The sequence below is a fragment of the Gordonia sp. NPDC058843 genome (assembly GCF_042743165.1).
Lineage (GTDB): Bacteria > Actinomycetota > Actinomycetes > Mycobacteriales > Mycobacteriaceae > Gordonia.
Genome location: NZ_JBHYNC010000030.1, coordinates 28,002 through 50,396 on the forward strand (window position 1 = coordinate 28,002; position 22,395 = coordinate 50,396).

The 22,395-nt window shown below is 65.3% G+C and carries 27 protein-coding genes; 26 read left to right on the forward strand and 1 reads right to left on the reverse strand.

Annotated elements, in window-relative coordinates; genetic code table 11:
* Positions 1-33: 33 nt before the first annotated feature.
* The 22 genes from ACFW3F_RS18165 to ACFW3F_RS18270 all read left to right on the forward strand — a co-directional run bounded on the left by ACFW3F_RS18165 (position 34) and on the right by ACFW3F_RS18270 (position 18,027).
* Entirely contained in the window at positions 34-420 is a 387-nt protein-coding gene (locus ACFW3F_RS18165) for a hypothetical protein (RefSeq protein ID WP_388059794.1), read from the forward strand.
* Positions 417-1,736 (forward strand): hypothetical protein, encoded by a 1,320-nt coding sequence (locus ACFW3F_RS18170; protein ID WP_388059796.1) that lies wholly within the window; start codon positions 417-419, stop codon positions 1,734-1,736. Before ACFW3F_RS18165 ends, ACFW3F_RS18170 begins: the two co-directional genes overlap by 4 nt.
* A 57-nt stretch (positions 1,737-1,793) precedes the next feature.
* Entirely contained in the window at positions 1,794-2,048 is a 255-nt protein-coding gene (gene nrdH, locus ACFW3F_RS18175) for a glutaredoxin-like protein NrdH (protein ID WP_388059798.1), read from the forward strand.
* Between the two features lie 491 nt (positions 2,049-2,539).
* A complete protein-coding gene (locus ACFW3F_RS18180) occupies positions 2,540-3,241 on the forward strand; it encodes a ParA family protein (protein ID WP_388059800.1) in 702 nt (233 codons plus the stop codon).
* Positions 3,241-4,104 (forward strand): ParB/RepB/Spo0J family partition protein, encoded by an 864-nt coding sequence (locus ACFW3F_RS18185; protein ID WP_388059802.1) that lies wholly within the window; start codon positions 3,241-3,243, stop codon positions 4,102-4,104. The genes ACFW3F_RS18180 and ACFW3F_RS18185 overlap by 1 nt, the downstream gene beginning before the upstream one ends.
* A 90-nt stretch (positions 4,105-4,194) precedes the next feature.
* Positions 4,195-5,919, forward strand: a complete 1,725-nt coding sequence (locus tag ACFW3F_RS18190) for a hypothetical protein (protein ID WP_388059804.1) — start codon at positions 4,195-4,197, stop codon at positions 5,917-5,919.
* The gene (locus ACFW3F_RS18195; protein ID WP_388059806.1) at positions 5,919-6,695 is read left to right on the forward strand and encodes a hypothetical protein; all 777 of its coding nucleotides are present in this window, start codon (positions 5,919-5,921) and stop codon (positions 6,693-6,695) included. Before ACFW3F_RS18190 ends, ACFW3F_RS18195 begins: the two co-directional genes overlap by 1 nt.
* Before the next feature lie 73 nt (positions 6,696-6,768).
* Positions 6,769-7,425: an LppP/LprE family lipoprotein gene (locus ACFW3F_RS18200; protein ID WP_388059808.1), complete on the forward strand. Its 657-nt coding sequence runs from the start codon at positions 6,769-6,771 to the stop codon at positions 7,423-7,425.
* Positions 7,426-7,722: 297 nt separating this feature from the next.
* Positions 7,723-9,639 carry a cutinase family protein gene (locus ACFW3F_RS18205; RefSeq protein WP_388059810.1) on the forward strand — a complete coding sequence of 639 codons (1,917 nt, stop codon included), beginning with the start codon at positions 7,723-7,725 and terminating at the stop codon, positions 9,637-9,639.
* A gap of 20 nt (positions 9,640-9,659) precedes the next feature.
* Positions 9,660-10,325, forward strand: a complete 666-nt coding sequence (locus tag ACFW3F_RS18210) for a hypothetical protein (RefSeq protein ID WP_388059812.1) — start codon at positions 9,660-9,662, stop codon at positions 10,323-10,325.
* A 51-nt stretch (positions 10,326-10,376) separates the two neighbouring features.
* Positions 10,377-10,754 carry a hypothetical protein gene (locus ACFW3F_RS18215; RefSeq protein WP_388059814.1) on the forward strand — a complete coding sequence of 126 codons (378 nt, stop codon included), beginning with the start codon at positions 10,377-10,379 and terminating at the stop codon, positions 10,752-10,754.
* The gene (locus tag ACFW3F_RS18220; protein WP_388059866.1) at positions 10,754-11,539 is read left to right on the forward strand and encodes an HNH endonuclease family protein; all 786 of its coding nucleotides are present in this window, start codon (positions 10,754-10,756) and stop codon (positions 11,537-11,539) included. The genes ACFW3F_RS18215 and ACFW3F_RS18220 overlap by 1 nt, the downstream gene beginning before the upstream one ends.
* 37 nt (positions 11,540-11,576) lie before the next feature.
* Positions 11,577-11,870 carry a hypothetical protein gene (locus tag ACFW3F_RS18225; protein ID WP_388059816.1) on the forward strand — a complete coding sequence of 98 codons (294 nt, stop codon included), beginning with the start codon at positions 11,577-11,579 and terminating at the stop codon, positions 11,868-11,870.
* A gap of 232 nt (positions 11,871-12,102) precedes the next feature.
* Entirely contained in the window at positions 12,103-12,276 is a 174-nt protein-coding gene (locus ACFW3F_RS18230) for a hypothetical protein (protein WP_388059818.1), read from the forward strand.
* Complete coding sequence (locus tag ACFW3F_RS18235) at positions 12,273-12,944, forward strand: hypothetical protein (RefSeq protein WP_388059820.1); 672 nt, start codon at positions 12,273-12,275, stop codon at positions 12,942-12,944. Before ACFW3F_RS18230 ends, ACFW3F_RS18235 begins: the two co-directional genes overlap by 4 nt.
* Positions 12,941-13,258: a hypothetical protein gene (locus ACFW3F_RS18240; protein ID WP_388059822.1), complete on the forward strand. Its 318-nt coding sequence runs from the start codon at positions 12,941-12,943 to the stop codon at positions 13,256-13,258. The genes ACFW3F_RS18235 and ACFW3F_RS18240 overlap by 4 nt, the downstream gene beginning before the upstream one ends.
* A 12-nt stretch (positions 13,259-13,270) precedes the next feature.
* Entirely contained in the window at positions 13,271-13,519 is a 249-nt protein-coding gene (locus tag ACFW3F_RS18245) for a hypothetical protein (protein ID WP_388059824.1), read from the forward strand.
* A 208-nt stretch (positions 13,520-13,727) separates the two neighbouring features.
* Positions 13,728-14,294 (forward strand): hypothetical protein, encoded by a 567-nt coding sequence (locus tag ACFW3F_RS18250; RefSeq protein WP_388059825.1) that lies wholly within the window; start codon positions 13,728-13,730, stop codon positions 14,292-14,294.
* Positions 14,295-14,326: 32 nt separating this feature from the next.
* Entirely contained in the window at positions 14,327-14,740 is a 414-nt protein-coding gene (locus tag ACFW3F_RS18255; protein WP_388059867.1) for a hypothetical protein, read from the forward strand.
* Positions 14,740-15,606 carry an RAMP superfamily CRISPR-associated protein gene (locus ACFW3F_RS18260; protein ID WP_388059827.1) on the forward strand — a complete coding sequence of 289 codons (867 nt, stop codon included), beginning with the start codon at positions 14,740-14,742 and terminating at the stop codon, positions 15,604-15,606. The genes ACFW3F_RS18255 and ACFW3F_RS18260 overlap by 1 nt, the downstream gene beginning before the upstream one ends.
* Before the next feature lie 805 nt (positions 15,607-16,411).
* Positions 16,412-17,224, forward strand: a complete 813-nt coding sequence (locus ACFW3F_RS18265; protein ID WP_388059829.1) for a NucA/NucB deoxyribonuclease domain-containing protein — start codon at positions 16,412-16,414, stop codon at positions 17,222-17,224.
* Positions 17,225-17,271: 47 nt separating this feature from the next.
* Positions 17,272-18,027 (forward strand): hypothetical protein, encoded by a 756-nt coding sequence (locus tag ACFW3F_RS18270; protein ID WP_388059831.1) that lies wholly within the window; start codon positions 17,272-17,274, stop codon positions 18,025-18,027.
* Between the two features lie 134 nt (positions 18,028-18,161).
* On the opposite strand, the gene ACFW3F_RS18275 is transcribed toward ACFW3F_RS18270, so the two are convergent.
* Entirely contained in the window at positions 18,162-19,400 is a 1,239-nt protein-coding gene (locus ACFW3F_RS18275; protein WP_388059832.1) for a DUF6461 domain-containing protein, read from the reverse strand.
* Between the two features lie 530 nt (positions 19,401-19,930).
* On the opposite strand from ACFW3F_RS18275, the gene ACFW3F_RS18280 reads away from it, so the two are divergent.
* Genes ACFW3F_RS18280 through ACFW3F_RS18295 form a run of 4 tightly spaced genes read left to right on the forward strand, consistent with a single transcriptional unit; the run spans position 19,931 to position 22,258 of the window.
* Complete coding sequence (locus ACFW3F_RS18280) at positions 19,931-20,575, forward strand: hypothetical protein (protein ID WP_388059834.1); 645 nt, start codon at positions 19,931-19,933, stop codon at positions 20,573-20,575.
* Between the two features lie 29 nt (positions 20,576-20,604).
* Positions 20,605-20,832, forward strand: coding sequence for a hypothetical protein (locus tag ACFW3F_RS18285; protein WP_388059835.1), 228 nt, complete (start codon positions 20,605-20,607; stop codon positions 20,830-20,832).
* Entirely contained in the window at positions 20,829-21,566 is a 738-nt protein-coding gene (locus ACFW3F_RS18290) for a hypothetical protein (RefSeq protein WP_388059837.1), read from the forward strand. Before ACFW3F_RS18285 ends, ACFW3F_RS18290 begins: the two co-directional genes overlap by 4 nt.
* Positions 21,563-22,258, forward strand: coding sequence for a hypothetical protein (locus tag ACFW3F_RS18295; RefSeq protein WP_388059839.1), 696 nt, complete (start codon positions 21,563-21,565; stop codon positions 22,256-22,258). Before ACFW3F_RS18290 ends, ACFW3F_RS18295 begins: the two co-directional genes overlap by 4 nt.
* Positions 22,259-22,395 lie beyond the last annotated feature (137 nt).

The following is a 22,395-nucleotide window of genomic DNA, read 5'->3' on the forward strand; positions in this document are numbered from 1 at the left end:
GTTCAGTGCGGGAACGCTCCGACCACCGTTGCGGTGACTGTCGGGGCGAATGCCCCTACCAGCGTTGTCTTCGACACCCCCTATGTCGCCGCACCATCGTGTGCGGCGACATGCGGGAGTAACCGTTCAGCTCAGCTGCACGGGGGCGCACACACCACACCTCGAGCGGCGATCGCGCGCGCCGAGCGCGTAATTGCCGACATCCTCGCCCGGTGCTGCACGCTGAGCCTGGCTCAGCTGATCGCAGCTGTTGACGCACCACCATCGGTGGTGATCGACGCCGTACTCGGGCTTGTCGAGGCCGGCTCAGCCGATCTGTGGAGCCATCACGTCGACACCCACCTCGTCGTCGGCCTCCTGGACGGCCACGGTGATCGCACCGGATCTGGTGCCACACGGGCCGGGGTGGTGATCCGGTGACCGCGCCGGGACTGATTGCGGCCGAGCAACAACCGGCGGGGCCGTTCACCGCAGCCATGGCCGCGCTGCTCGAGCCCTTGTGCCTGACTGCCCGGGTGTCTCTCGCGTTCGCGGTCACCTGTCGACTACTCGACGCGGTAGAAACACGGCAGCGCAACGAGATTGAAGACCTCAACGCCGAGCAACGAGGCAGGCGGACGTGGCAACGACCTACCCCCGAACGCACAACCGACGGCCGGGCCCCGGCGCAGGTGCCGTGCTGGACGAGCAGAGAGGCCTGGCTTAAAGCGGTAGCGGCCCTCCTCGCAACAGCCGAGGGCACAGCTGCTCGCCGACGTCATCACCGCGTGGCTGCGGCGACCGTCATGGCCGCAGCGGCGGCACACGCCCACTACGCCGAGACCAGCACTGGTCGATACATGACGGCCTCGTTGAGAAAGCTCGCAGGTAAGGCGGGGCTCAGCCTCGACCAGATCAAGGACGGCCGCCGCGTACTGCGCACCCTTGGCCTGCTCGTCGACGTGGCCTACGGACAGCGGCTCACGGGGATCGAGATCATGGCCGCCCGCGCCCACCACGGCGGCACGCAGCTCCGCGTGGCCTCACAGATCTCCCTCACCATGCCCAAGGACGCTGTCGCAGCTGTTGCCGTCCCCGAGCCGAGACCCGCGCCCAACCAGCCATCACAGGGGACGGACCAGGGACGTCACCAGCAGCCGAAGGGTTGCCCACCCCTATCCCGTCAGGGGTCAAGTAGAGCTTTTTCTCTTTCTAAAAGTTCTACTTTTTCAAGAGAAAAACGGACATTCCCGTCGAAGAACCGGGCGCGAGGCCGCTCGTTGCCGCTCCAGAAGCTCGCAGCCGGGATCGTGGCCCGCTGCCGCGGGCTCGACCCCGATACCGACGCACTCGCCTCACCCCGCAGGGTCGTACCGGAGTCGTGGCGTCGCCCCGATTTCCAGCGCAAACACCACCTCGGCCGGATCTGCGACGTCCTCACCGACGTCGGCATTGACCCGACCACCTGGACCCCGGCAGCGGTAGTCGCACGACTCAACGACCACGGCCGCAACGCCAACCTGACCTGGCCGAACACCATCGACAATCCCGCGGCCTACCTGCGGTGGCGCCTCGGGCAAATCGACTGGGCCACACCGAGCTCTACCCCCGCCCAGACCCCGCGAGTCGATGAGAGCGGTCGCCGATCCTCCACAGCCCACCAACCCGCGGCCGACAGCGCGCTACGCGCCCACGCCTACGAGATCGCGGCCGCCGCCTGCGGATGGAACAAAGCATCGGGAGGTGGCAACGACTAGTCCACTCCCCCACCGCCACAACACAAACCCATCGACAGTCAACCCAAGGAGCATCAAATGAACGTCACCGTCTACACCAAGCCAGCCTGTGTCCAATGCAACGCCACCTACAAAGCTCTCGACAAGCAAGGCCTCACCTACGAGATCGTCGACATCTCTGAAGACGCCGCGGCGCGCGATTTCGTGATGGAGCTGGGCTATCTACAGGCCCCGGTCGTCGTGGCCGGCGCAGAACACTGGTCCGGCTTTCGGCCCGATCGGATAAAGGCACTCGGCGCCGGCCAGCGCGACCATGTCGCGGTTTCTGCATGAATGCCTACTCGGGCCGTCCAGGGATAGACTGCACGAGTCATGGAACGGTACCTATCTCTGAGCGAGTTTGCCGTGAAGGCGAACCTGTCCGTGAATACGCTCAAGAGTTACGACCGCAAGAGGATGCTTCCGCCCTACGATGCGCTCACCGGCTCAACAAGGGGCTGGAAGGAATCGACCGTGGACGAGTGGATTCGCGACCGACAACCGGTCCCAGACGGCGAGTCTTTACCGCGGTAAAGTGCGCGTCGCTCGGCCTGTCGCCTTGGCGAGGATGGCCCCATCAGTGGAACATGACCATGGACGCCGTAGGTCCGCGTCAGGCAATCCGCACCAAACCTCATCACGAGGGACCTCGCCCCTGTATTGAAATACGCCCGAAGGGGTGTATCCTTTGATCCGAGGCGTCATCGTCTTTACCGCGGTAAAGACTCAACCGCCCTCGCCCACCGAAGTAGTCAATCGACGAAGCACACGGAGGCTCACCCAGAATGACCGTCTACACCTTCATTAATCAGAAAGGTGGCGTGGGAAAGTCCACCGCCACAGTCAACTGCGCCGCAGTCACAGCCGATGTGATTAACGACCCCACGTCAGAGTCGCAAGAGCAGGACTCCCCGGTCCTCGCCGTCTCTACCGACCCCCAGGGATCGGCTGTGTGGTGGGCAGACAGGGTTGACGATCTCCCCTTCCGCATCACCCAAGTCGATGGCAATCCCGAGCTACTACGTTCACTCGGCGACTTGCCCGGCGTCGAGCACGTGTTCGTGGATACCCCAGGATGGTTGGGCGATGACCCTGGGACGACTGAGAACGGAAACACCGGGCTGGTTCTGGATGCGCTGCTCTCTGTCACGGACCTTGCGGTAGTTCCACTTACTCCGGAAGTGCTTGCGTTCGACCCAACAGCCCGGACGATTGAAAAGGTACTCAAGCCTCGTGGGGTGGCTTTCAAGGTCGTGATTAACAACTGGGATCCACGAGACGGCCGAGCGGACTTAGAGGAAACGCAGCAATTTGCCCGATCGATGGGGTGGCCTTTGGCGAACACCGTCATACGCCGGTACAAGCTCCACACTCGCGCGGCCGCGGACGGGAAGGTGGTCACTGAGTACCCGACGAACAGGGTGGCGCTACAGGCCCGGGAAGACTTCCAACGCCTGTGCCTTGAGCTGAATGTGGGGGCCCGCTGATGGCACGCAAGAATGGAGGACGAGTCGATCTGAGTTCGCTCGCATCCTCAGTCGGTGTCAATTCGACTGTGGACCCCACCGCGGCGGTGGACGGCATCTATCGGTCGAACGTTCGTATCGACGAACTGGCACCAAATCCTCGTAACCCCCGGTCTGATCTGGGGGATCTCGCCGATCTGGAGAGCATTCGCGATCGCCAGCTCCAGCCGGCGACAGCAATCTCTCGTTCAGCTTGGCTCCGGCTGTATCCCGAGGATCAGGACGCGATCCGCGACGCGCAGTACGTGATCATCAATGGGTGCCGGCGTCTCGCCGCCGCTCGACAGTTTGGGCGCGAAGGCCTCGACATGGTGATTCGTGACGGGCTTGCAGCGGACAAGGCGACGCTGCTGTGGGCCGCGATCGCTGAGAACCTGGAGCGCCAGGACTTCGACGTCATCGAAGAAGCGAATGCGGTGGAGGCGATGGTTGCCGAGCTGGGTAGCGCCAAAGCGGCCGCCGAACGTCTCAATCGCACCGAGGGCTGGGTGTCGCAGCGGCGGACCCTTCTCCAGTTGGACCCAGAACTCCAAGCGAAGCTGCGAAGTGGGGAACTAGCGGTGCGGCATGCGCGCACTCTTGCAAAGGTCCCGATGGAGGAGCAGGTCGCCGCTTGGCAGGCCGCGAATGAGAAGCGTGAAAAGCCCACAGGCGCAGGAGAGGGCGGTAAACAAGCGCGAACCCCGGAACACTCCTCTGCTGCAATGAAACGCGCTTTGAAGAGGTTCAAGGCCGAACCGAGCACCGTGGCGATCGCAATCCGCGAGGTCTGGCCGCCCGAAGATATCGACGCACTCATCAAACAGCTCCAAGACCGCACCTGAGGCGTTCTTTACCGCGGTAAAGCGGCCGAATCGGTTTACCGCGGTAAAGAGAGCCAGACTAAAGCGACCATGCGAACGCAGAGGTGACCCGTGAGCGGCAAAACGGCCGACGATCACGCCATGATCATCACGTCGGACAAGGTGCTATCCCCATCGGGGATTGTGTTGGTGGACAAGCCCGTTGATTCGGTCGACAAGCTCCTCAAGGTGCTGGAGTGGCGCCAGCGCAGGCAGCGACTGTCCCCGGCCGGCCTACCGGCGCAGGTGTGGATCGTCGACGCCGCGTGCGCCCAGCTCGGCTGGGGCCCGGACGATGTTGACCCCGGCGACGAGGCGGACTACTCCGATGAGGAACTGCGCGAAGGCCGAATGAAGACCGACGTGATCGCACGGCTTGATGACGCCACCCGCGAGCTGTTGGGCCCCTTCCTGGCGCCACAGGGCGAGGACGGGTGGCATCTGTACCAGCCGGGGGAGGAGATCGGATACCGCTTGCACCTGTCCCACACGGCCGGGAACCGCAAGCTGATGGTCGATGTGATCCTCGAAGGCTGGGCGTGGACCGCACGCATCAACCACGACCGTATGGGCATCCTCGGCTCCGAAACCGCCGGTACCCTTATCGATTTCGAGGATGAGATGGATACCGCCCGCGAACTGGCCCGCCGATTGTGCTGGCATGTCGACCATCTCGGCGTCCTGCCTGGGATCACCCCGGCGCGCACTGGGGCGGTCATCCTCGATCGCGTCTTCCGGGACCGCCGCAAGACCGGGCGCGGCATCGTGGTCGATGCGCCAGTTCCGTTGCCGCCCATTGACATAAAAGATGCCGACGAACTCGAACCGGTTATCGTGTGGTCGCGGGGTTGGATCGACACCGACGAAGTCGACGGCGCTGACGAGCTGGTGACGATCGACCAACGCGCCTCCTATCTGGCCAGTGCCGGCATGATCAACCTGGGCTACGGCGAACTCGTCCACCACGGGTCCGGCGCCGAGGAACTCGCCCACACCAGCACCGTTCTGCCGTTCGGGGTCTGGCAGATCACGCTTCCGGCCGCCGACACCCTGGCCCTGCCGGACAAGCTGCCGCTCCCGCACCCGCGGATGCGCACCGACCGGCCCGTGACGACCTGGGTGACGACCGAAACGATCATCAGCCTGACCGCGCCCATCCCGGATGGGGGAGCGGGCCTCGATATGGCGGATTTGGCGATCACCGAGGCCTGGACCACCACCGATCAAGGGCAGGTGCTCAAGCGGTGGAAGGAACTCCTTGCTGGCGCCCGCAAAGCCGCCGTGGAGGCCGATGACCCGATCCTCAAGTCGATGGTCACCGACATCTACAAGGGGTACCTCGGTCGCATCGCCGGTGATCGCAACTGGGATTCGCACATGCGTCACCACTACCAGCCGATCTGGGCCGCGGCCATTAAGGCTCACGCCCGCCACCGTTCCCGCGCCAAAGCGATGAAACTTGCACGCGAACACAACATCTGGCCCATCAAGGGCCTCACCGACGCCTGGACCTATCTCGCGCCCGCAGATGCTAATCTCGCCGACGAACTGGCCTACCTTGGCAAGTTCGTGGTCGAAAAGCGACGACCGCTCGACGACGACGTCATCCTGGCTCTACTCTCGGCGACCACACCCACCGAGGTTCGCAAAGCCATCAACACCGCCTACACCGCCTCCGGCCAACCAGACGACGACGCAGACGGCAACGAAAACATCGACAACAATGTAATTGACTCCGGCGCAGTTGATCTCACTCCTGATGACGCTACGGTGACTAGCGAAGGGGTGGTGAGCTAATGGCCCAGTTCCGGCCACGTCGGCGCGAACGGCGCGACGAACCCACCGCGACCACCACTGCGGCGGCCGGCCGGCAGGTCTCGGTCGCTGCTGGGACCGCGGCTGATCTCGCTCGTGCCGATGCCGGTCTGGTGGGGGAGCGCACCCCTACCGATCACCTCGGCACCATCGGCTACGACGCCACCTGTAAAGCCGCCCAAGACGCTGGCCGTCGCCCACCCTCGCGTCGAACCTTCCGCCGTTGGAAGCAGCAGGGACGCATTCCCGATGACCGCACCGCCGACCTCGTCGCTCGCCGCGCCGAGATCACCCGGATGGGCGGCGTCGACGGTGCAGCACAACAGCTCGGCCGATCACCGAGTGCCGTCTACGACTGGCGGGCTGGGCGCACCAAGAGCTTGCGCCCCGACGCCCAGGGCCGCCTCGTCGACGCCCAGGTCGCCCAACGCCTCATCGACAGCGGCGTCGACGTCTCCCGCATGCGACCGACCATCCACTTCACCGCCGACGTCCACGCCCGCACCGACGGCGGCAACTACGACTACCGCATGGCCAAATCCTTCGACTTCGGCGGACCCCAGGGTCTCGACCACACCCAGATGAGTCGTCAACAGATCGCCGCCCTCGGCGACGCGTTGGCCCGCGACGATCACGCACGAGTCGCGGCCATCCTCGAGGAACATGCCTCGGTCAACTTCGCCGCTTTCGACGACTTCGACGACGACACCGGATTCCACTTCGACGGCGTCCGCGAGTTCCGCATTGACTGGAACTAGCCTCCCTCTGAGGTTCGACCACACGCCACTTCCACACCACGAGATTTGAGGTACGTCGCGCTAGAGTGCGGGCATGCGCGAGAACGCTCAGCAGGGCCGACGGTTGCGAGGAGGCCTCGTAGCCGCTGGTGTCGCGCTGATTGCTGTGGTGGCCACAGCGTGCGGCGACGGTGACAGCACAGCGCGAGAGTCGTTGTCGTCGGGCTCAATACAGGGGACCATCGGGTCGTCCTCGTTTCCGGGTCAGTCATCTGGGCCTGCGCCCGCGCCAGCATCCGTGCAACAACCGTCGACGTCGCGTGTTGAATGTTCGACTAACGGGCGGGCGGAAGTCGCGCGCGGGATCAGCCTCATCGCCCCGCCGTTCCCGGATGGGTCGCCGAACGCGGACATACCCTGGGCGCCGCGGCCCTACCAGGCCAACTACAACGCGTGCGCGGCCTTGAGCTACGCCGAGATTACGGTCGATCACGCCACCGCCTCCTCGCCGGAACAACTGCTGTTGTTCCATAAGGGGAAGTTCGTTGGTACCGGTATCAAGTGCAACACCGCGTTCCAGTCGGTCACCAACGCTACCGACGACACTGTGTTCGTCACCTACCGTTACCTCACGCCTGGCGACCCGAACGCCACCCCGCAGGGTGAAGCATCTGTCTCTTTCCACTGGGACGGGACGTCGGTGGTCATGAACGGCACGCTGCCCACTGAAGTCACCCGAGGCCTCTGCTGACCTGTATTGCTGTCTCCGCTCACTAGCGGACCTGCAACCGCTAATTGCACCTCGGCCCAGCGCGGAACTGGGTCCTAGTCGTGCGTTGAAATCGCGAGAATCCGGGTGACACTCGCTGTATAGGTCGATCGGCACGTCGCGTGACGATCCGGACAGCGAGGGGTCACGAGGGTGGGAGTCTTTCTCCGGCAACGGTTCACAAAGGTTGTCTCTGCGGGTGCTGTCGTCGCGGCGGTTGCGGGTTCATCCCTGGTGACTGTGCCGGCCGCATCCGCTGCTCCGGCGGGGTGTGCGCCGGTGACGATCGTGATGATGGCCGGTACCGGGGAGACTCACGCCGCGGCGAACCCGAACCAGCCGGTGGGGATGCTCAAGGGCGTCACCGATCGCGTGAAAGCTTCTGTCGGCGACAACGTGTCGGTGATCTTCCCGGCCTACTCGGCGTCGGCATTCAACAAGGGACTCAACTACGTTCAGTCCAAGCAGACCGGCATCGACTCGCTCAAACACACCCTGACCAGCCAGGCCAGTCAGTGCCCCAACACCCAGATCGTGCTCGGCGGCTACAGCCAGGGCGCCGATATCGCCGGTGACGTGGCCTCTGATATCGGCAACAACCGAGGCCCAATCCCGGCCGACAAGGTCCTCGCTGTCGCGCTCTTGGCTGATCCCGGCCGCGGCACCCCCGGTGAAGCGCTCGTGGGCCCCAACGCCAATCGTGGTGTGGGAATGGGCGGTAACCGTCCCGGCGGGATGGGATCACTGTCCGGGCGGGTCGCGACGATCTGCGACACCGGCACGAAGACCACGCCCGGCGACATGTACTGCAACCTCGACCGGCAGAAGTACCCGCTGGTCTCGAGTATCTCGCAGATGCTGGCCACCACGCCGGCCGAAGCCGGGGTCAAACAGCAGAACGAACGGCAGATGGCCGGCCTGCCCGGCGCCACGGGTGTGTCACCGACCGGGCAGCAGTCGCCGTCGCAGCTCACTTCGGCGATGACCACCGACTGGTCGAGTGCGGATCTGGGGCAGCTCGGCTCGAATGTGTCCACCCTGGCCCAATCGCTGGCCAACACCCCCAGCGGGGGACGGGCCGTCGACCTCGGCCAGATCGCCACCACCGCGTCCTCGGTGAGCAACACCCTGCAACCGTTGCAGCAGCTCATCGGCTCGGGCACCGTGGACCCGACCACCACCAAAGACCTGTCCGCGGCGCCGGCGGGCTCACCCGATCGCGCCGCTCTCACAGTCCTCAACAACGCGAACAAGGCCGACCTGTCCGGAGCGGTGACGACCTCCCAGCAGCTCGCCACGACCGCTGGCACCCTGGCCCAGCAGTCCGGGTCGGGCAGCCTCGACCCGGCTCAGGCACAACAGCTGTCGTCGCTGTCGAACCAGCTGGGCCAGCAGACCGCCCCGCTGACCGCCACCCCCGCGCCGACAATGGCCACCGCATCCAACGTTCTCAGCGTCCTGGCGCCGCAGAAGGTCATCGAACAAGTCCTCAACGTCGTTGTGGGACTGGGTTCGACGAACTGGATCGGCATGGTCAACGGGCTGAGCATGACCGTGCAACGCGCGGTCGCCCTCGACGTGCCCGGGGTGCGCAAGAGCGCACAGGAGATCAACGAAGCGATCGCACCACTGGTGAAAATGGCCGCCCAGGTCGATTTCAAATGGATCGCCAGCATCCTGCGAATGATTCCCGACCCGTCGGGGTACACCCAGATCGCCGCGACCGTCCTGGATTTCGTCGGCAACCTCGACATCATCCGGCTGGTCAACAACGTCCAGCGCATCGAGGGCATCGCCTTCGACGTCCTCGAGCAACGCAACCTCGTACGCTTGGCCGACCTCGTGCCGGTCGGCCTTGACTTGGCGACCGTGGCCTCCGGAGTCCTCAACGGCGGCACCAAGACCCCCGCCTCGGGATATCAACCCAACCTCGTCGCCGGGACGACCCTGTCCAACCAGGTCGCCGGCGCTGACTTCCTGGGCCTGACCAACTCCATGATCCAGCTCGTGTCCTCGGAAGACGCCAACAACCTCGCCGGTCTCGTCGACGCCGGTATCGAGGTGTCCCAATTCGTCGGTGGCGCCACCCGCAACCACGTCGCCTACGGCAACTACAAAGTCGACAACTCCGGGCGCTCAGCCATCGAATGGCTCGCCGAGTGGATCACCCTCAAAGTCCAACGCGTACAAGCCTGAACCAGCGAAAGAGACCTCTCATGAAGCGCTCTGCCAGAGACGATCACGAAGCCGAGTTCTACGACCACCCCCACACCACCCAGTCCTGGCGCCGCCGGATCGGCGTGGGTGCTACCGCGGCGCTGCTCGGTGGGCTGGTTGTGGCCACAACCGTCGGGCTCGCTCACGCCGACGAAACCACCACGCCGAGCACCAGTGCCAGCAGCTCGACAGCTGATGTCTCGGCGGTGATCGCCGATGCCTCCACCGACAAGATCGGGCTGGTCTCCATCAGCCATGTCAACGCGACCGGGGGGCTGGTGCCCAACGCCGTCATCCACATCGAGCGCCGCGACGATGCCGCTGAGCCCTCGACGCCCGCATCGTCGAGCACCGAGCAGACGCCGAGCACTGGAACGACGACGTCCCCGCAGGTTCCCACACCTGCCGAGGGCGGGGGAGTTGGCGCCAAGCTCGCCTTCCCTGTCGGGGCGAGTCTGGATGTGATCACCGCCAACGCACCGATTGCCCTCGCGTTACCCGAAGGCGTCTACACCCTCACCCACCTCGGCACCGCCGGCACCGACAACACGGGCCCGGCGGCCGACCCGGTCACGGTGCGTGTCACCGCCGGCGCCCACGCCAACGGAGCCTTGCGCGAACAACCCACGACCAGCAGCGCGACGCCTGCTCCGTCCGCCAACTGACCGCGAACCCACCAACCGCCCCCGTCGACACCGAAAAGGACCGACCTGCACATGACTGACCAACTGTCGCTGCCGCAGCTGCATTCGTGGCTGGACGCCGCGATCGCCGCGGTTGTCACGGTGGGCGGGCTTGTGGGTTTCGCCGCGGTGTCGTTCACCGAGCCGTGGCAGAGCGCTGTGACGATGCTGCTCATCGGCGTCGGGACGGCACTGACGGTGCTGCTGCTCGTTGCCGTGGGCTGGGACAAACGACATCTGCTGCGCCCGGCCACCGTGTGGCTGGCGACGCTGGCCGTGTGGGTCAACGCCGTCGTATCGGTCTCAGGGGCGCTGTACTTCGCAATCCTCGTCACCCTGGCCACCCTGGTTCTCGCGCAGCGAGCGGTACGGCACCAGCTGCACCGCATGCCCGAGGTGGTGACGTCGTGATGATCGTGCGTCGGCTGGTGGCGCTACTCGTGGGTGCGATCGTTGTCGTAGGCCTCGGGGTGGCCGGCGGGGTGATCCGCACCGAATCCACCGACGCCGCCAAACACACCGTCACCTCCTGGATCGACAACACCGTCGTAACCCACGCCCCGCCGGTGACAGCTCAACCGGTCACCGCCGCACCACACCACCCAGCTACCAGCGCCGAGGTCGACGAGCTACTCGCCACCGTGCGGGTGGTGGGCTCGCTGCCCGAACACTCCGGGTACGAACGGTCCTGCCGCAGCGGTAAGGCGTGCGTGTTCGGTCCGGCCTGGACTGATGACTCGGAAGCGGCGATGTCGCACAACGGATGCGACACTCGCAACGACATCCTCAGGTCACAGCTCACGCGCGTGCAGCTCGACCAGAAAACCCGCGGCTGCAAAGTCCTCTCCGGTGTCCTGGACCCCGACCCCTACACCGGCGCGGTGCTTGAGTTCCGTAAAGGCACCACCAGCAGCGACATCGAGATCGACCACGTGTTCCCGCTCGAGGCGGCCTGGCATGCCGGCGCCCACGACTGGCCGCTGGCCACACGGATCAGCTTCGCCAACGATCCCGCCAACCTCCTCGCCGTCGACGGCTCACGCAACAGTGCCAAAGGCTCCAAGAGCATCGCCGACTGGTTGCCACCCAACCGCGCCTACACCTGCATTTACATCGCCACCTACCTGCGCGTCGCCGTGAAATACCAGCTGCCCATCACCACCGCCGATCAGGCTGTCGCGCATCGAACCTGTTGACCCCCAGCAGGTCACACGAACTCACGAGGAGACCACAATGACCACCAATCACACACCGTTGCGCCGCGCCGTAGCCGCGGCGCTGCTGGCCGGCTCGATCGCCACCGGTCTCGGCCTCGCCGCCGCACCCGCGTCGGCTGCGGTCACCCCGATCGGCACCGTCGACGGACACCGCGCATTCGGAGTCGGCCCGCACGCCAGCGCCGCAGAATGCGCGCCGACCGCCAACCGGCTCACCAGCTTCGGAGCCAAGAAGTTCAGTCCCCGCTTCGGGGCCTGCTACCGCGCCGGCAACGGCCAATGGTGGGCCATCAGCCCCTGGTCGGCATAACCCCATAGAGACCCCTCCGGTCCGCGACATGGTCTGGCCCCCAACTAGGTCGACGCGGAACGGAGACGAGGAAGCTCGGGTGGCTCCCGCGCCGCCCTGGCATCGACGACAGGACGGGCCCGTCCGCCAACCGGACCCGCACTGTGCACCCGTCGCAGGACGAGCGGCGGGAGCCACCCGAGCCCCACAAACCCACACACTCAACCGGCGACCCCAGGGGAGGGCGACACCAATGACCACCACCACTACTGATCACAGTGTGCTGGCTGAACTGCTCGACCTGCCCGACGGTCACGAAGTCGACCTCGCCGGCCTGGCCCGCGAACTCGCCGCCGCCGGCATCGACATCACCGACCCGGACAACACCGACCGCATCCTCACCCTTGCGGAGGTTCACCAGCGATGACCGCCTCACCCCACGAACCCAGTCGCGGTCGTCAGCCCGTCGCCTACTCCGCACTCCCACAACAAGACCCGACCACCCGACACCAACCGCCGACCGCTGCGTTCGACAAACCCGCCCCATATCCCACCAGCGCCTCACCGACGGCCCCGCCATGGCTCACCCCCGACCCAGAACCAGAACCGCCGGTACGGCCCGGTCTGTTCATCGGACACCCGGCCAGCTTCGCCGCCGGCGTCGCGGTCACCGCGGTAGCAGTCGCGCTCACCGTCTGGCTCACGGTGTACTGCACCAACTCCGTACTCGCCCAGATCGACCCCACCAGCGTCTGGTCCCGTCTGCCGATACCCGTTGGTGAAGCGATCGGATGGTCGGTGGCCGGTGTCGTCGCCGCAGCCGGTCTGCTCCTGGGCTTGATGGCCACTGTCGAACCACCGCGCACCTACTACCGGTGGATGCTGGTGCTACTCACCGGCGTCGCGATGGCCACGGTGTACACCGCCACCGGCGCCGTGCACTGGCAGCATGCGACCGCCCCCCTGGCCGTGGTGCTCGTCGCGGCAACCGCCATCTCCGTCGGCATCGGATTGGTCGGCTCCGACCGCGCTCTGCGGTCGGTCAATCAGCGCACCCCCCTCACGCCAACACCGCGCTGGCAGGATCACCGATGACGACCGCGGCGTCGCTTGACGCACTCGAGTGCCGCGCCGATGAACTGACCGTCGGCGACATCCTCCTCGACTGCCCGCAGCCAGCACACGTCACCGCCATCCACACACTCACCGACACCGCCACCGGCGCGGGATATGTACGCATCACCGCCCGCCACTACGACGTCTACGGCGACAGCGACGCATTCACCATCACCGAACGAACCGCCACCGTGCGTCTGATCGCCCTGCACGACGACGGCAGCGACGTCGACATCGACGCCGATGACTACCTCGACGTCGATACCTGCGGCGTTGCTTTCCCGCCACGATGAAGGACACCACCCATGGCTGATGTTGTTGACCTCGCTGCCCGCCGGGTGGCAACACAGGCAGCTCGTAGCGGTGGGGAGGTGTTGGGGTGCGCCAACTGTGGGGGTGAGTGGTTCGAGTTGGATGCCCGCGACGCCGGGCTTGACCGCGATGCCGGCGCGGTCACCTTGTCCGCGGACGGGGCGGTGACCGGGTGGTGCGGCACCCCACGATGCCTGGACTGCGGCGAGTTGGTTGCTGCGCTACGCATCTCGCCTCACTAGAATGGTCGGTACTTCTCACATATCAGGTTCGCCCGTAGTATCGCGTTCCCGACAGGCCCGGCAGCCGAGGAGGTCCCAGACCTGTTCGGCTGCCGGGTCTCCTGCGTTCACGGCCTGGACCGCCGCCGGCCGACCAACCCCGCGGCCCGCGCACACACCCGAGCAAGGGGAGTGGTGCTGCTGCTGCGGGGCCACCGACCTACCGCTGGTGGCCGCGCTTTCGGTGGTCTCCCGCAAGTTCACCGACGCCGAATCCTGGGTGTATGGCGGGGACTGGTTGTGCGCGGCGTGCGGATGGGCCTACAGCACAGCCGAACTGCGCCGCAGCGTCTACCTCGTCGACCAACACCGCCCCGCCCGCACCATCGTTGAGCGCACCGAGCTGGGGGAGTCGCTGGCCGCCGGCCCGCTACCGGTCGACCGGATGGCGGTGGTGCCGGTCCGTGGTCGCCGCCACATCCTCCCGACCGCACGGTGGGGGCATGTCTGCACCGACGACACGGCCATCCGGTGGGATGATGCCGCGGTGGCGCTGTTGACCGCTCTGCGATGGCTACGCACCCTGCCCGGGGTACGTGCGGCCATGCTCACCGACCCCGTCCCACCGATGACGCTGATACGCGCCCTGCCGGCCGACCAGTGGCCCCAGCTGCTCACCGCCTGGGATGCCCTGACGGTGTGGCGCACCCACCCCGGTGCGTGGTGGGACGCCGCGATCGCCCTGTCCACACCGGGCGGTACGGCGCCGGCCACGGCGACGAGGCGGGCAGGGTGAGCACCACCGACGACGAGGAGTCGGCGCCGACCATGCGATGGCGGTCCGCCGTCCCGGAACTCCCCGTCCTGACCGAGCCGGCCGCCATCTGCGCCGAACGGTTGCTGCTGCTGGTGCACTACGACCTGGACTGGGACTCCTGGATCGGCGATCACCGTCACCGGTATTGGGACGAGCTGCTCCCGGCCCGGGTGCGGGCGGCGACCTACCGCGCTGAGAGCCTGGCCACCTGGTGGTCTCTGCTGGCCCAGGCATTGCCCATCACGGTCACCGACCGGGCGCGGCGCCTCGAGGTCGCCCAACTCCTCACCGAGCCGTCGGCGCCGGTCCTCACCCTGCTCCGCGACCAACTACCCGCCCTGATCCTGCGCGTGCGGATCATCGCCGAAACCGTCGCCGACAATCGCCGCGCAGCTACCGAATCCGCACGGGCAGGGGAGAAGTGATGGGGGAGCCGTTGATCAGCGCGGTGTTCGATCTCGACATCACCGCCACGACGTCGATCGTGCACCGCGACGACACCCGCAACGCAGCCTCGATCCAGAGCCTGTTCCGCCGTGAGAAAGTCCTGACCCCGGCCGGGGAGGTGGCGGTGGTGCCGATCATCTCCGGCAACGCCTGGCGCGGCATCCTGCGCCGCACCGGCGAAACACTGCTCGCCGAGGTCCTCGACTACGACGGCCAGCTGACCCCCGCGGCTGCGCACCTGCTGCGCAACGGCGGGTTCCTGCGCAAATCCACCCGCGAGATGACCCCCGAACAAGAGCGCGAGTTGAAGACGTTGGTGCCGTTGATCGGGCTGTTCGGCGGTGCGGCGAACGGGCGGGTCATGTCCGGGAAACTGGTGGTGTCCAAGGTCGTCCCGGTTACCGCTGACACCCTGCACCTGCTGCCCACCCCGCCACCGGACGGCGTGGCGATACCAGCATCGGTGCACACCGTCCTCGGCCAGGAATCCACCAGCCACAGCAACGACCTGTCCGACACCAATCCCACCGTTGATGGTGAGACCGGCGAGGGGTTCAGCCCGATCCGCCTCGACACCGAAACCCTCATCGCCGGCACCCGCCTGTCCGGACAGATCCGCCTCACCCACGCCACACCGGTTGAGTACGCCCTGCTGGCCGACATCCTCGAGCACTTCGCCACCCACGGCCACCTCGGCGGCCGCACCGCCGCCGGCCACGGCCGCATCCACGCCACCCTCAACCCGATCATCACCTCCGGCACAGCCCTTAGCGGCGTCGACTGGCGAGCCGCCGTCGCCGCCAGGCGGGACGCCGCGATCATCGCCCTCACTAACCTCACCTAAGGGCACTTCGCGTCCGGCCGCACGGTACCGCGACGAGCAAAAGCCCGGTTCGCGCGAGAGTAGGCGCTGCCCGTAGTCGATCGCGATCGATGGAGCGAGAAAAGCTGTCGGCGCAATTGTCGGCCTGGCGCGCGAAACAAAAAATCCCCTGCGAAAGAACTGGGCAAGCATATCGATGATTTGCTAGGAAGTTAACAAAATAACAATCAGGAGTGTGCCCCTGACCTCGGTCTACGTACATTTATGCCCTCGCAGTTCGCGTTTCGCCGGGCGTGACCCCAATGGGCGGATTAACCTCTGGTGTGTCAGTGGTGCACACCGTGAAATTCGCCGATCTGCGTTGATCATCACGGCGCTTCTGTACGACCTCGGCTGGATTCATAATTCGTGTGTAGATGCACATGTCAGATAGGGGAACGCGATGGCGCGTAGTGTAAGAGCGGCCGCACTAGTAGTCATATCGGCTGCGCTCGTGCTGGCAACGGCCCCCGCGGGATCTGGGGCCGCGGCCCCCTCCACGTCGACCACGCCTTCTATATCGACGACGCCGTCGGTCTCTCAAACTCCCGAGGTCACAGGCCCCTCCAGCGCGTCGCCGGACGACTCTGCCTCACCTTCGACCCCCGGCAGCGAGCCCCCTGCCGCCCCGTCCTCCAGCAGCTCTCGTAAGCCGCCTGTGAGCGACGCCAGGGGGTGGACTGCCTACACACCTGAAACCCCCTCCGCGAGAATGCAAAGCAACACGACTAGCTGCGCTACCGGCCGGTTCAGTATCTGCGAAGGCACCTTCTACAAGGAGGCCGGGGTGGCCTTCAACGGTCAATCCAGAGGTTTGTGGCGCGTCGAGATCAAGGTCAGGGGAACGCTTGACAGTTCAAAGACGACTGCGACGGTTGGTTTCGAGGTCACATTCGTACCTATTCAGGAAAACTCAACAAACCCTGCCGGGCTCTTGATCTACCTCGACGGCCGCACCGACGGGATTGGCATTGGCGATAAGGACTTCGAGAGCATCCCGTTCAGAATTGCGACAGGAACATCGACAAAAACGAAGACGGTCACGCCTCCGATATCCGAAGGAAATAATGAAGTGTCCGGAATTCACTTCACCTACCAGCATGGGACCGAAGTCGAAGAGTTCGGCACGCAACAAACCCTGATACGTTGCGATGACAATACGGACCCTCTGCCCTCGAACCGCCTGCCTGGGTGTGTCAATGTGTTCTGGACGCCGACGGTCTCCTTCCCTGCGGCGACCTACCCGTTCATCAGCGCAAACATCGTGAACGGGCAGAGCCTGCTCAATGGCCTGGGAGCGCCTGGAGTTCAGCCCCTGATCCGCGCCGATAGTGGCCGCAACGGCTCTAACCAGCAGTTCAGTTGTAGTGATGCTCGCACGCTCGCTCTGATCGGTGCGAGGCCAGCTCCAAACCCAGACACTGGGGAACCCTGGGAGTGCGACGAATACCCGTTTGCGAGCACCACCGACGGCGGCCGGTCAGACGGTGTCATCAAGTGGGTGCCCAAATGGGAGAACGACAGTCAAGGCGCCGTTCTACGGAACTGGTATTCATCGAACAGACTTCTCGTGGGTGACTGGTTTTACGTTCAACCCTGAATCCACAGCGATAGCGCAGAAATACATCAACCGTCAAGGAGAATAGAATGAAGAAGGATCGTACTATCCAGAGGTTCGGAGCTGGGTGTGCCGCCGCCGCCATTGGCGTGGCTGCGTTACTCGGCGGCACTGGTGGTGCCTCTGCAGCAACGGTCACCGGATGGGTGGGCCCCGCCGGCACCACTGGCTATCTGCACACCTCCACCATCATCAACGCCCCGGACCTGACTGCCCAATCGAAGATCTACCACTCGTTCGGCCAGTCCTCACCGGACGGGAAGCTCGGAGTTCGACCCCGCTTGTTCAAGTCAGGAGCACTCTGTCAGGCGAGCGACTACCAGTACAACTTCTACACCGCGACAGAATTGACCGCGGGGACCGAGAACACCTGTGGCAGCGGCTCATACAACAGCCACGGGTTCGTTGCGCTCTGGAATGCATCCACCAACACCTACAACGAGTACGTGACGTTCCCGTCGAATCCGCTGAACTGGACTGATCCGGCCGCGTCGTCGGCACGATCAGCGCCGACGATAATCACCGATGCTGATCGCAAGTCCGGAGTGAACGCCCGGGGTCAGAAGTTCGGGTCAGCTGCGACAGCTGACGCCGACGAGCAAGCCGATCTCGATCTCATCCTGGCCATCGGCAACGACGGAGCCGTCGGATTCGTCAAGACCGCGGATCTGAACAAGGCGCCAGCCGCGAACCCGGAAAGCGCCAAGCAGGCTGCCGACCAACGCGACATCACGCTATGGAACCGCGAGGGTAACCAGCGGATCGGCACCTTCAGCATCCGCTAAGCAGAACCAGGTTTCCACCCTGGCCCCGAGCCTCTCACGTAGAGCGAGCAAGCGCCACGCGAGAGGCTCGGGTTCGCTGAGAGCCATCCGCCCACCATTGCGCCGGAGACCGTCATCGGTGGTCCTTGCTAGGACTAGGGGCCTTCAAAGAGGCTGTCGGGCAGCTTGATGCCCACCTCCAACGATGTCAATTCATAGGTTGCACTGTTTCGCGCCCACCGGACTGCTACCCCCGTGGCGGCATCAAAAGCAATCGCGCTGGGATTGCGGTGCTCGTCCTTGACGGAGAACTCCCATGCCGGCCTGCCCGCGACGGTCGCCGGGGTTCCTTTCACCCACGGGACGGTCGGGGCGGTGTGGCGGCCGAAGGTCCAGTTGTCGAAGATCTCCAGCAAGAGCATTGGGTGCAGGCCTTCGGTGTACCGATCGCCAGGCTCGTCGGTCAGCTCCCCGTCAACCCGAAACCAGTTCTCGCCGCGCCGTCCCACGATGCGGCGTACACCCGCCTCGTCAGCTATTCGCCAGGCACGTTTGTGTTTGCGCCAGAACTCGACTGATCTCGTCTCTCCAATGTCGTGGTCAGACTCGATTAACGTCCCGTGGAGTGGCAACTTATGCGAAGAGGCATGTAGCTTCACGACCCGCTCCCAGGTGGGGACTTCGTCGACAAGGGCGTGGGGAGGCTCGTCAGTTGCTGGGTCGTCGTGTCCCGCAGTAGCTGGGTTGAGCGGTACGACGGCAACGGTGAAGCTTGAGGTGGCGAGCAGACGCGGCGTGACTGCGACCCCCGTGAGCTGCTCAGCGAGAGCGAATGCACCCTCGATGTGCTTGTGTTCGGTGCGTTCTTCGGGCGGGACCCGGAGCTCGATACCACCGACGTCGTGTATCAACTCGATGATGCGAGCTACTGCGCCCGCAGATCCTTGGTGCGCAGATCCTGCGCCCTCCAACTCCCAGGCCGGATTGGATGGACTGAAAAGGACCTGCCTCCTACCGTCGCGCCACCACACGAAATAGTTGTCGCCATTGACATTCTGCGAATGCGCGACGACCTCGTGGCCAGCGATTAGCGGGGCCATAACAGAATCTGTGGTTCCGATGTAGCCATTGCTCTGGATCATGAGCGTCCAGCCGTTCCCCGCGTCTGCGACAGCAACGACTTGGTGATCAGTCACCGACAGGTGCTGCTCCTCGGCCAGCTCGTCGCCCTCAAGCAGAGCATCGTCAGCGCCCACTGCGACAGGACGAGAATGGCCAGCGTGCAGACTCGCCAAAACGTCGTCGGGCTGGATCGCACTGATCAAAGTGAGGCAGTACGCGTCCTGAATCCAAGCCTCTTCAGTGATCCACGCGTAGTCACTATATGTCGCCACGCCTCATGTCTACACCCTCAGGATTACATCCCCGACGAAAGCCCCGAAAACGAAAAAAGCGGCGAAAATCGGAAGGCGGTTTACGACTTACGTCGGACCGTTCTGCTGGCGCGTGCTGGCGAGCAGTTGCCTTATGGCTTGATCCACGAGGCTCTGGACCGGTCGTCCCGTCGACGCTGAGTGCAGCTTCAAACGACGTATCAACTCGCCATCGAGACGTGTTCCGAACGGCTTTAGGACCCCAGGCCCATGATCGGGCGACGGTCCAGGCAGGTTGGTAGAAGACGTCCGCAGTGTTCCGTCCCTCATAGCAAGTGATCTTCCATCCTTCCCCCCCGGAACCCCACAAATCGGTCACCAGCCTCCGAGGCTACGGCGTTGGGTCTGAACGTACGTACCAATCTCAGGATTCGACTCGCTCGGATTTGTTTGAAAATGCAAGCACCGCAGGTATGTTGCACGCTCAGCGGTAAATAGTTCGATGGGAAACAACGTCGTCCATGCGATCATCACCTCGTAGGGTTGATCTGGTGAGGGATTCAGGACTGCGGCGCGCGATCGCGACATTGATCGGATTTCTCCTGGTCAGTGTCGCGATCGCGATACCGCTGGCCGTCGCCCTCGCGTGGCCGCTGATCCATGTGTCTGAATCCGTGCTGCACCTGGGCTGCGAATCGAACACCATCGACGGGCAACAGGTGTGGGTGTGCCCCGACGGGATCGGATACGTGTTCCCTGGGATTGCTCTGGTCGTGGCGCTAACCGTCATCGGTGTCGTCATCGGGGTCCTGTGGCGGCGCGAAGATCTGGGGCCGCCGGAGGACCGTTTCACCCTGGCCATGATCGTCTCGCTGGCCTCCGGTGCGCTCGCGCTGCTCGTTGGGGCAGTGATCACCCTGTGCGGTCTCTTCGACGTGAGCGCCGCCTACGGACGGTGGCTGATCCCGGCCGGCCTCGCGGTGGCTGCCGCGTCTCTCACAGTCCTGGTGGCCCTCAAGCAAGCCCGCCTGCGCGCCACCACCAACACGATCGCCACGCTGGTGGTCCTTGGTGTGCTGATCCCGATCGCGGGACCGGGCCTGCCGCTAGTGGTGGTGCTGGCCGGCGGGTTCGCCGTCGCTGCGGCCGTGTACTCGACGACACGAACCGATCACCCTTCGGCTGCGCTCGCCTGACCCGTCCCGGCGTTGGCATCCTGGGTGGGGTGTGGACCTCGCTTCGGATCGACCGCAACGCCGTGGATGTCGGCGACGCTCTCAGCGCTGTGCTGGCGCTCCTCGCGGTCCTCATGCCCGCCCTCTTCGGGGACTGGTCTGTGTGGGACGTCGTGATCTTGGGGTGCGGGATAGCGATCCTGGCGATCGTTGCCCTGCGAGTCGTTCTGCACTTCACCGACCGGCTCCCGGCCCGCCGCCGGCACCCGCGCTCATGACCGCCGCCGGAATGGTGCCGCTACGGGTGACCGCGGACCTTCCGCACGGGGTGTGTGTCGGCACCCCGTGGGGCATCAGCCTCGACGGTCTGTTGGCCTCGGTGCTCTGGCACCGCCGCAAAGCCACCGCCGCCGCCCGCGGTGAGATACTCACCTACGACCCCCTCGCGGTGCCGGAGGACCTGGAACTGCCCCTGGCCCGCTGCGAGGCCGGGCAGCCGTGGCACTGGATGTGCACCTTCGCCCACACCACGCCCGCCACCATCCAACCGGAGGCGCGGATGAGGTCGAGCCGCACCGATCACGCTGATCTGCAACGCCTCGCACCCTCGGTACCCTCCACCGTCTCCGATACGCGCGGGCACTACCGCAAACGGCTGATCCCCGCCGTCTCGACCGTCACTGCGATGGCGACGTGGCGGGCGGTCGGTGACCCCGAGCAGATTGCCGGGCTGCTCGCCGAGGTCACCGAGATCGGTAAGTACCGCACCAGCGGTGAAGGTCGCGTCAGCGGCTGGTCTGTCGAGGCGGCACCCGGCGACGACGTGTGGTCGGCCGGTCACGAACACCACCCCGGCGTCCTCGGCCGCAGCACCCCGGCACCATGCCTCATCGACCACCCGGACATCGCTCACGGTGGCCGCGGGAGGGTTGCGGTCCGGGCGCCGTACGCCCACCCCAGCCGCCACGCGATCGCCGCGTACCTGCCCGCACCCGACGAGGCGCAATCGTGACCGGCACACGGGGCCGCCGAACCCCGCGGACCACCGCGAGTATCGCAGCGTGCGCGGTCATCGCTGCCGCTGTGGTCGGTTGTGGGTCGGATTGGGAGGTCGACCCCGCCACGGAGTCGGTGTTGTCTTCGACAGCCAATACCGAGGTGCCTGACGGCGCCACGGCGACCTCGACGGTGTCGGCGTCGTCGGTCACCGACACCTCGGACCTGGCCAACCTGATGGCCATCTCCACGCACGTGTTCACCGGCCGCGTCGAATCCGGCGCCGGCACCACAGCGCTCGATTCGATCCCCGAAACCCAGTACCTGGTGCGCACCGGCGTCTCGATCAAAGGCTCCGTACCCGAGGAGGTGGTGGTCAACCAGCAGGGCGGGATCACCGACCGGGTCTACATCTCGGTCAACGGCGACACTCCGCTGACGGTGGGGCAGTGGTACCTGTTCGCCACCCGCTACCTCGAGGCGCAGAACTGGTACACCCTCATCCCGGTCCACGGACGCACACCCGTGACCCAGCAACAGGCCTACGACCCCGCGTCGCCGCCGCTGGCGGCCGCAGCCACGGCGCTGCGCGCCCACCCACACAGCCGGCCCGCAATACCCGACTCAGCGAGCCCGTCGCTTACCTTCCCCACACCCCAGCCGGGCGATCACCACCCGCCTCCACCCTCGCCCGCTCAACCGGGTTGACCCCATTAAGTCACGTGGTGCTCAAGGACTCAGGGCGTCGGTGGCGTGTGATCGAATGAGCGCCGTAACCCCGGGGTCGGGCAGAAAGGGAAACTGTGGTGGCAGCGTCTGTAGACGATTCCTCAACGACGCCGCCG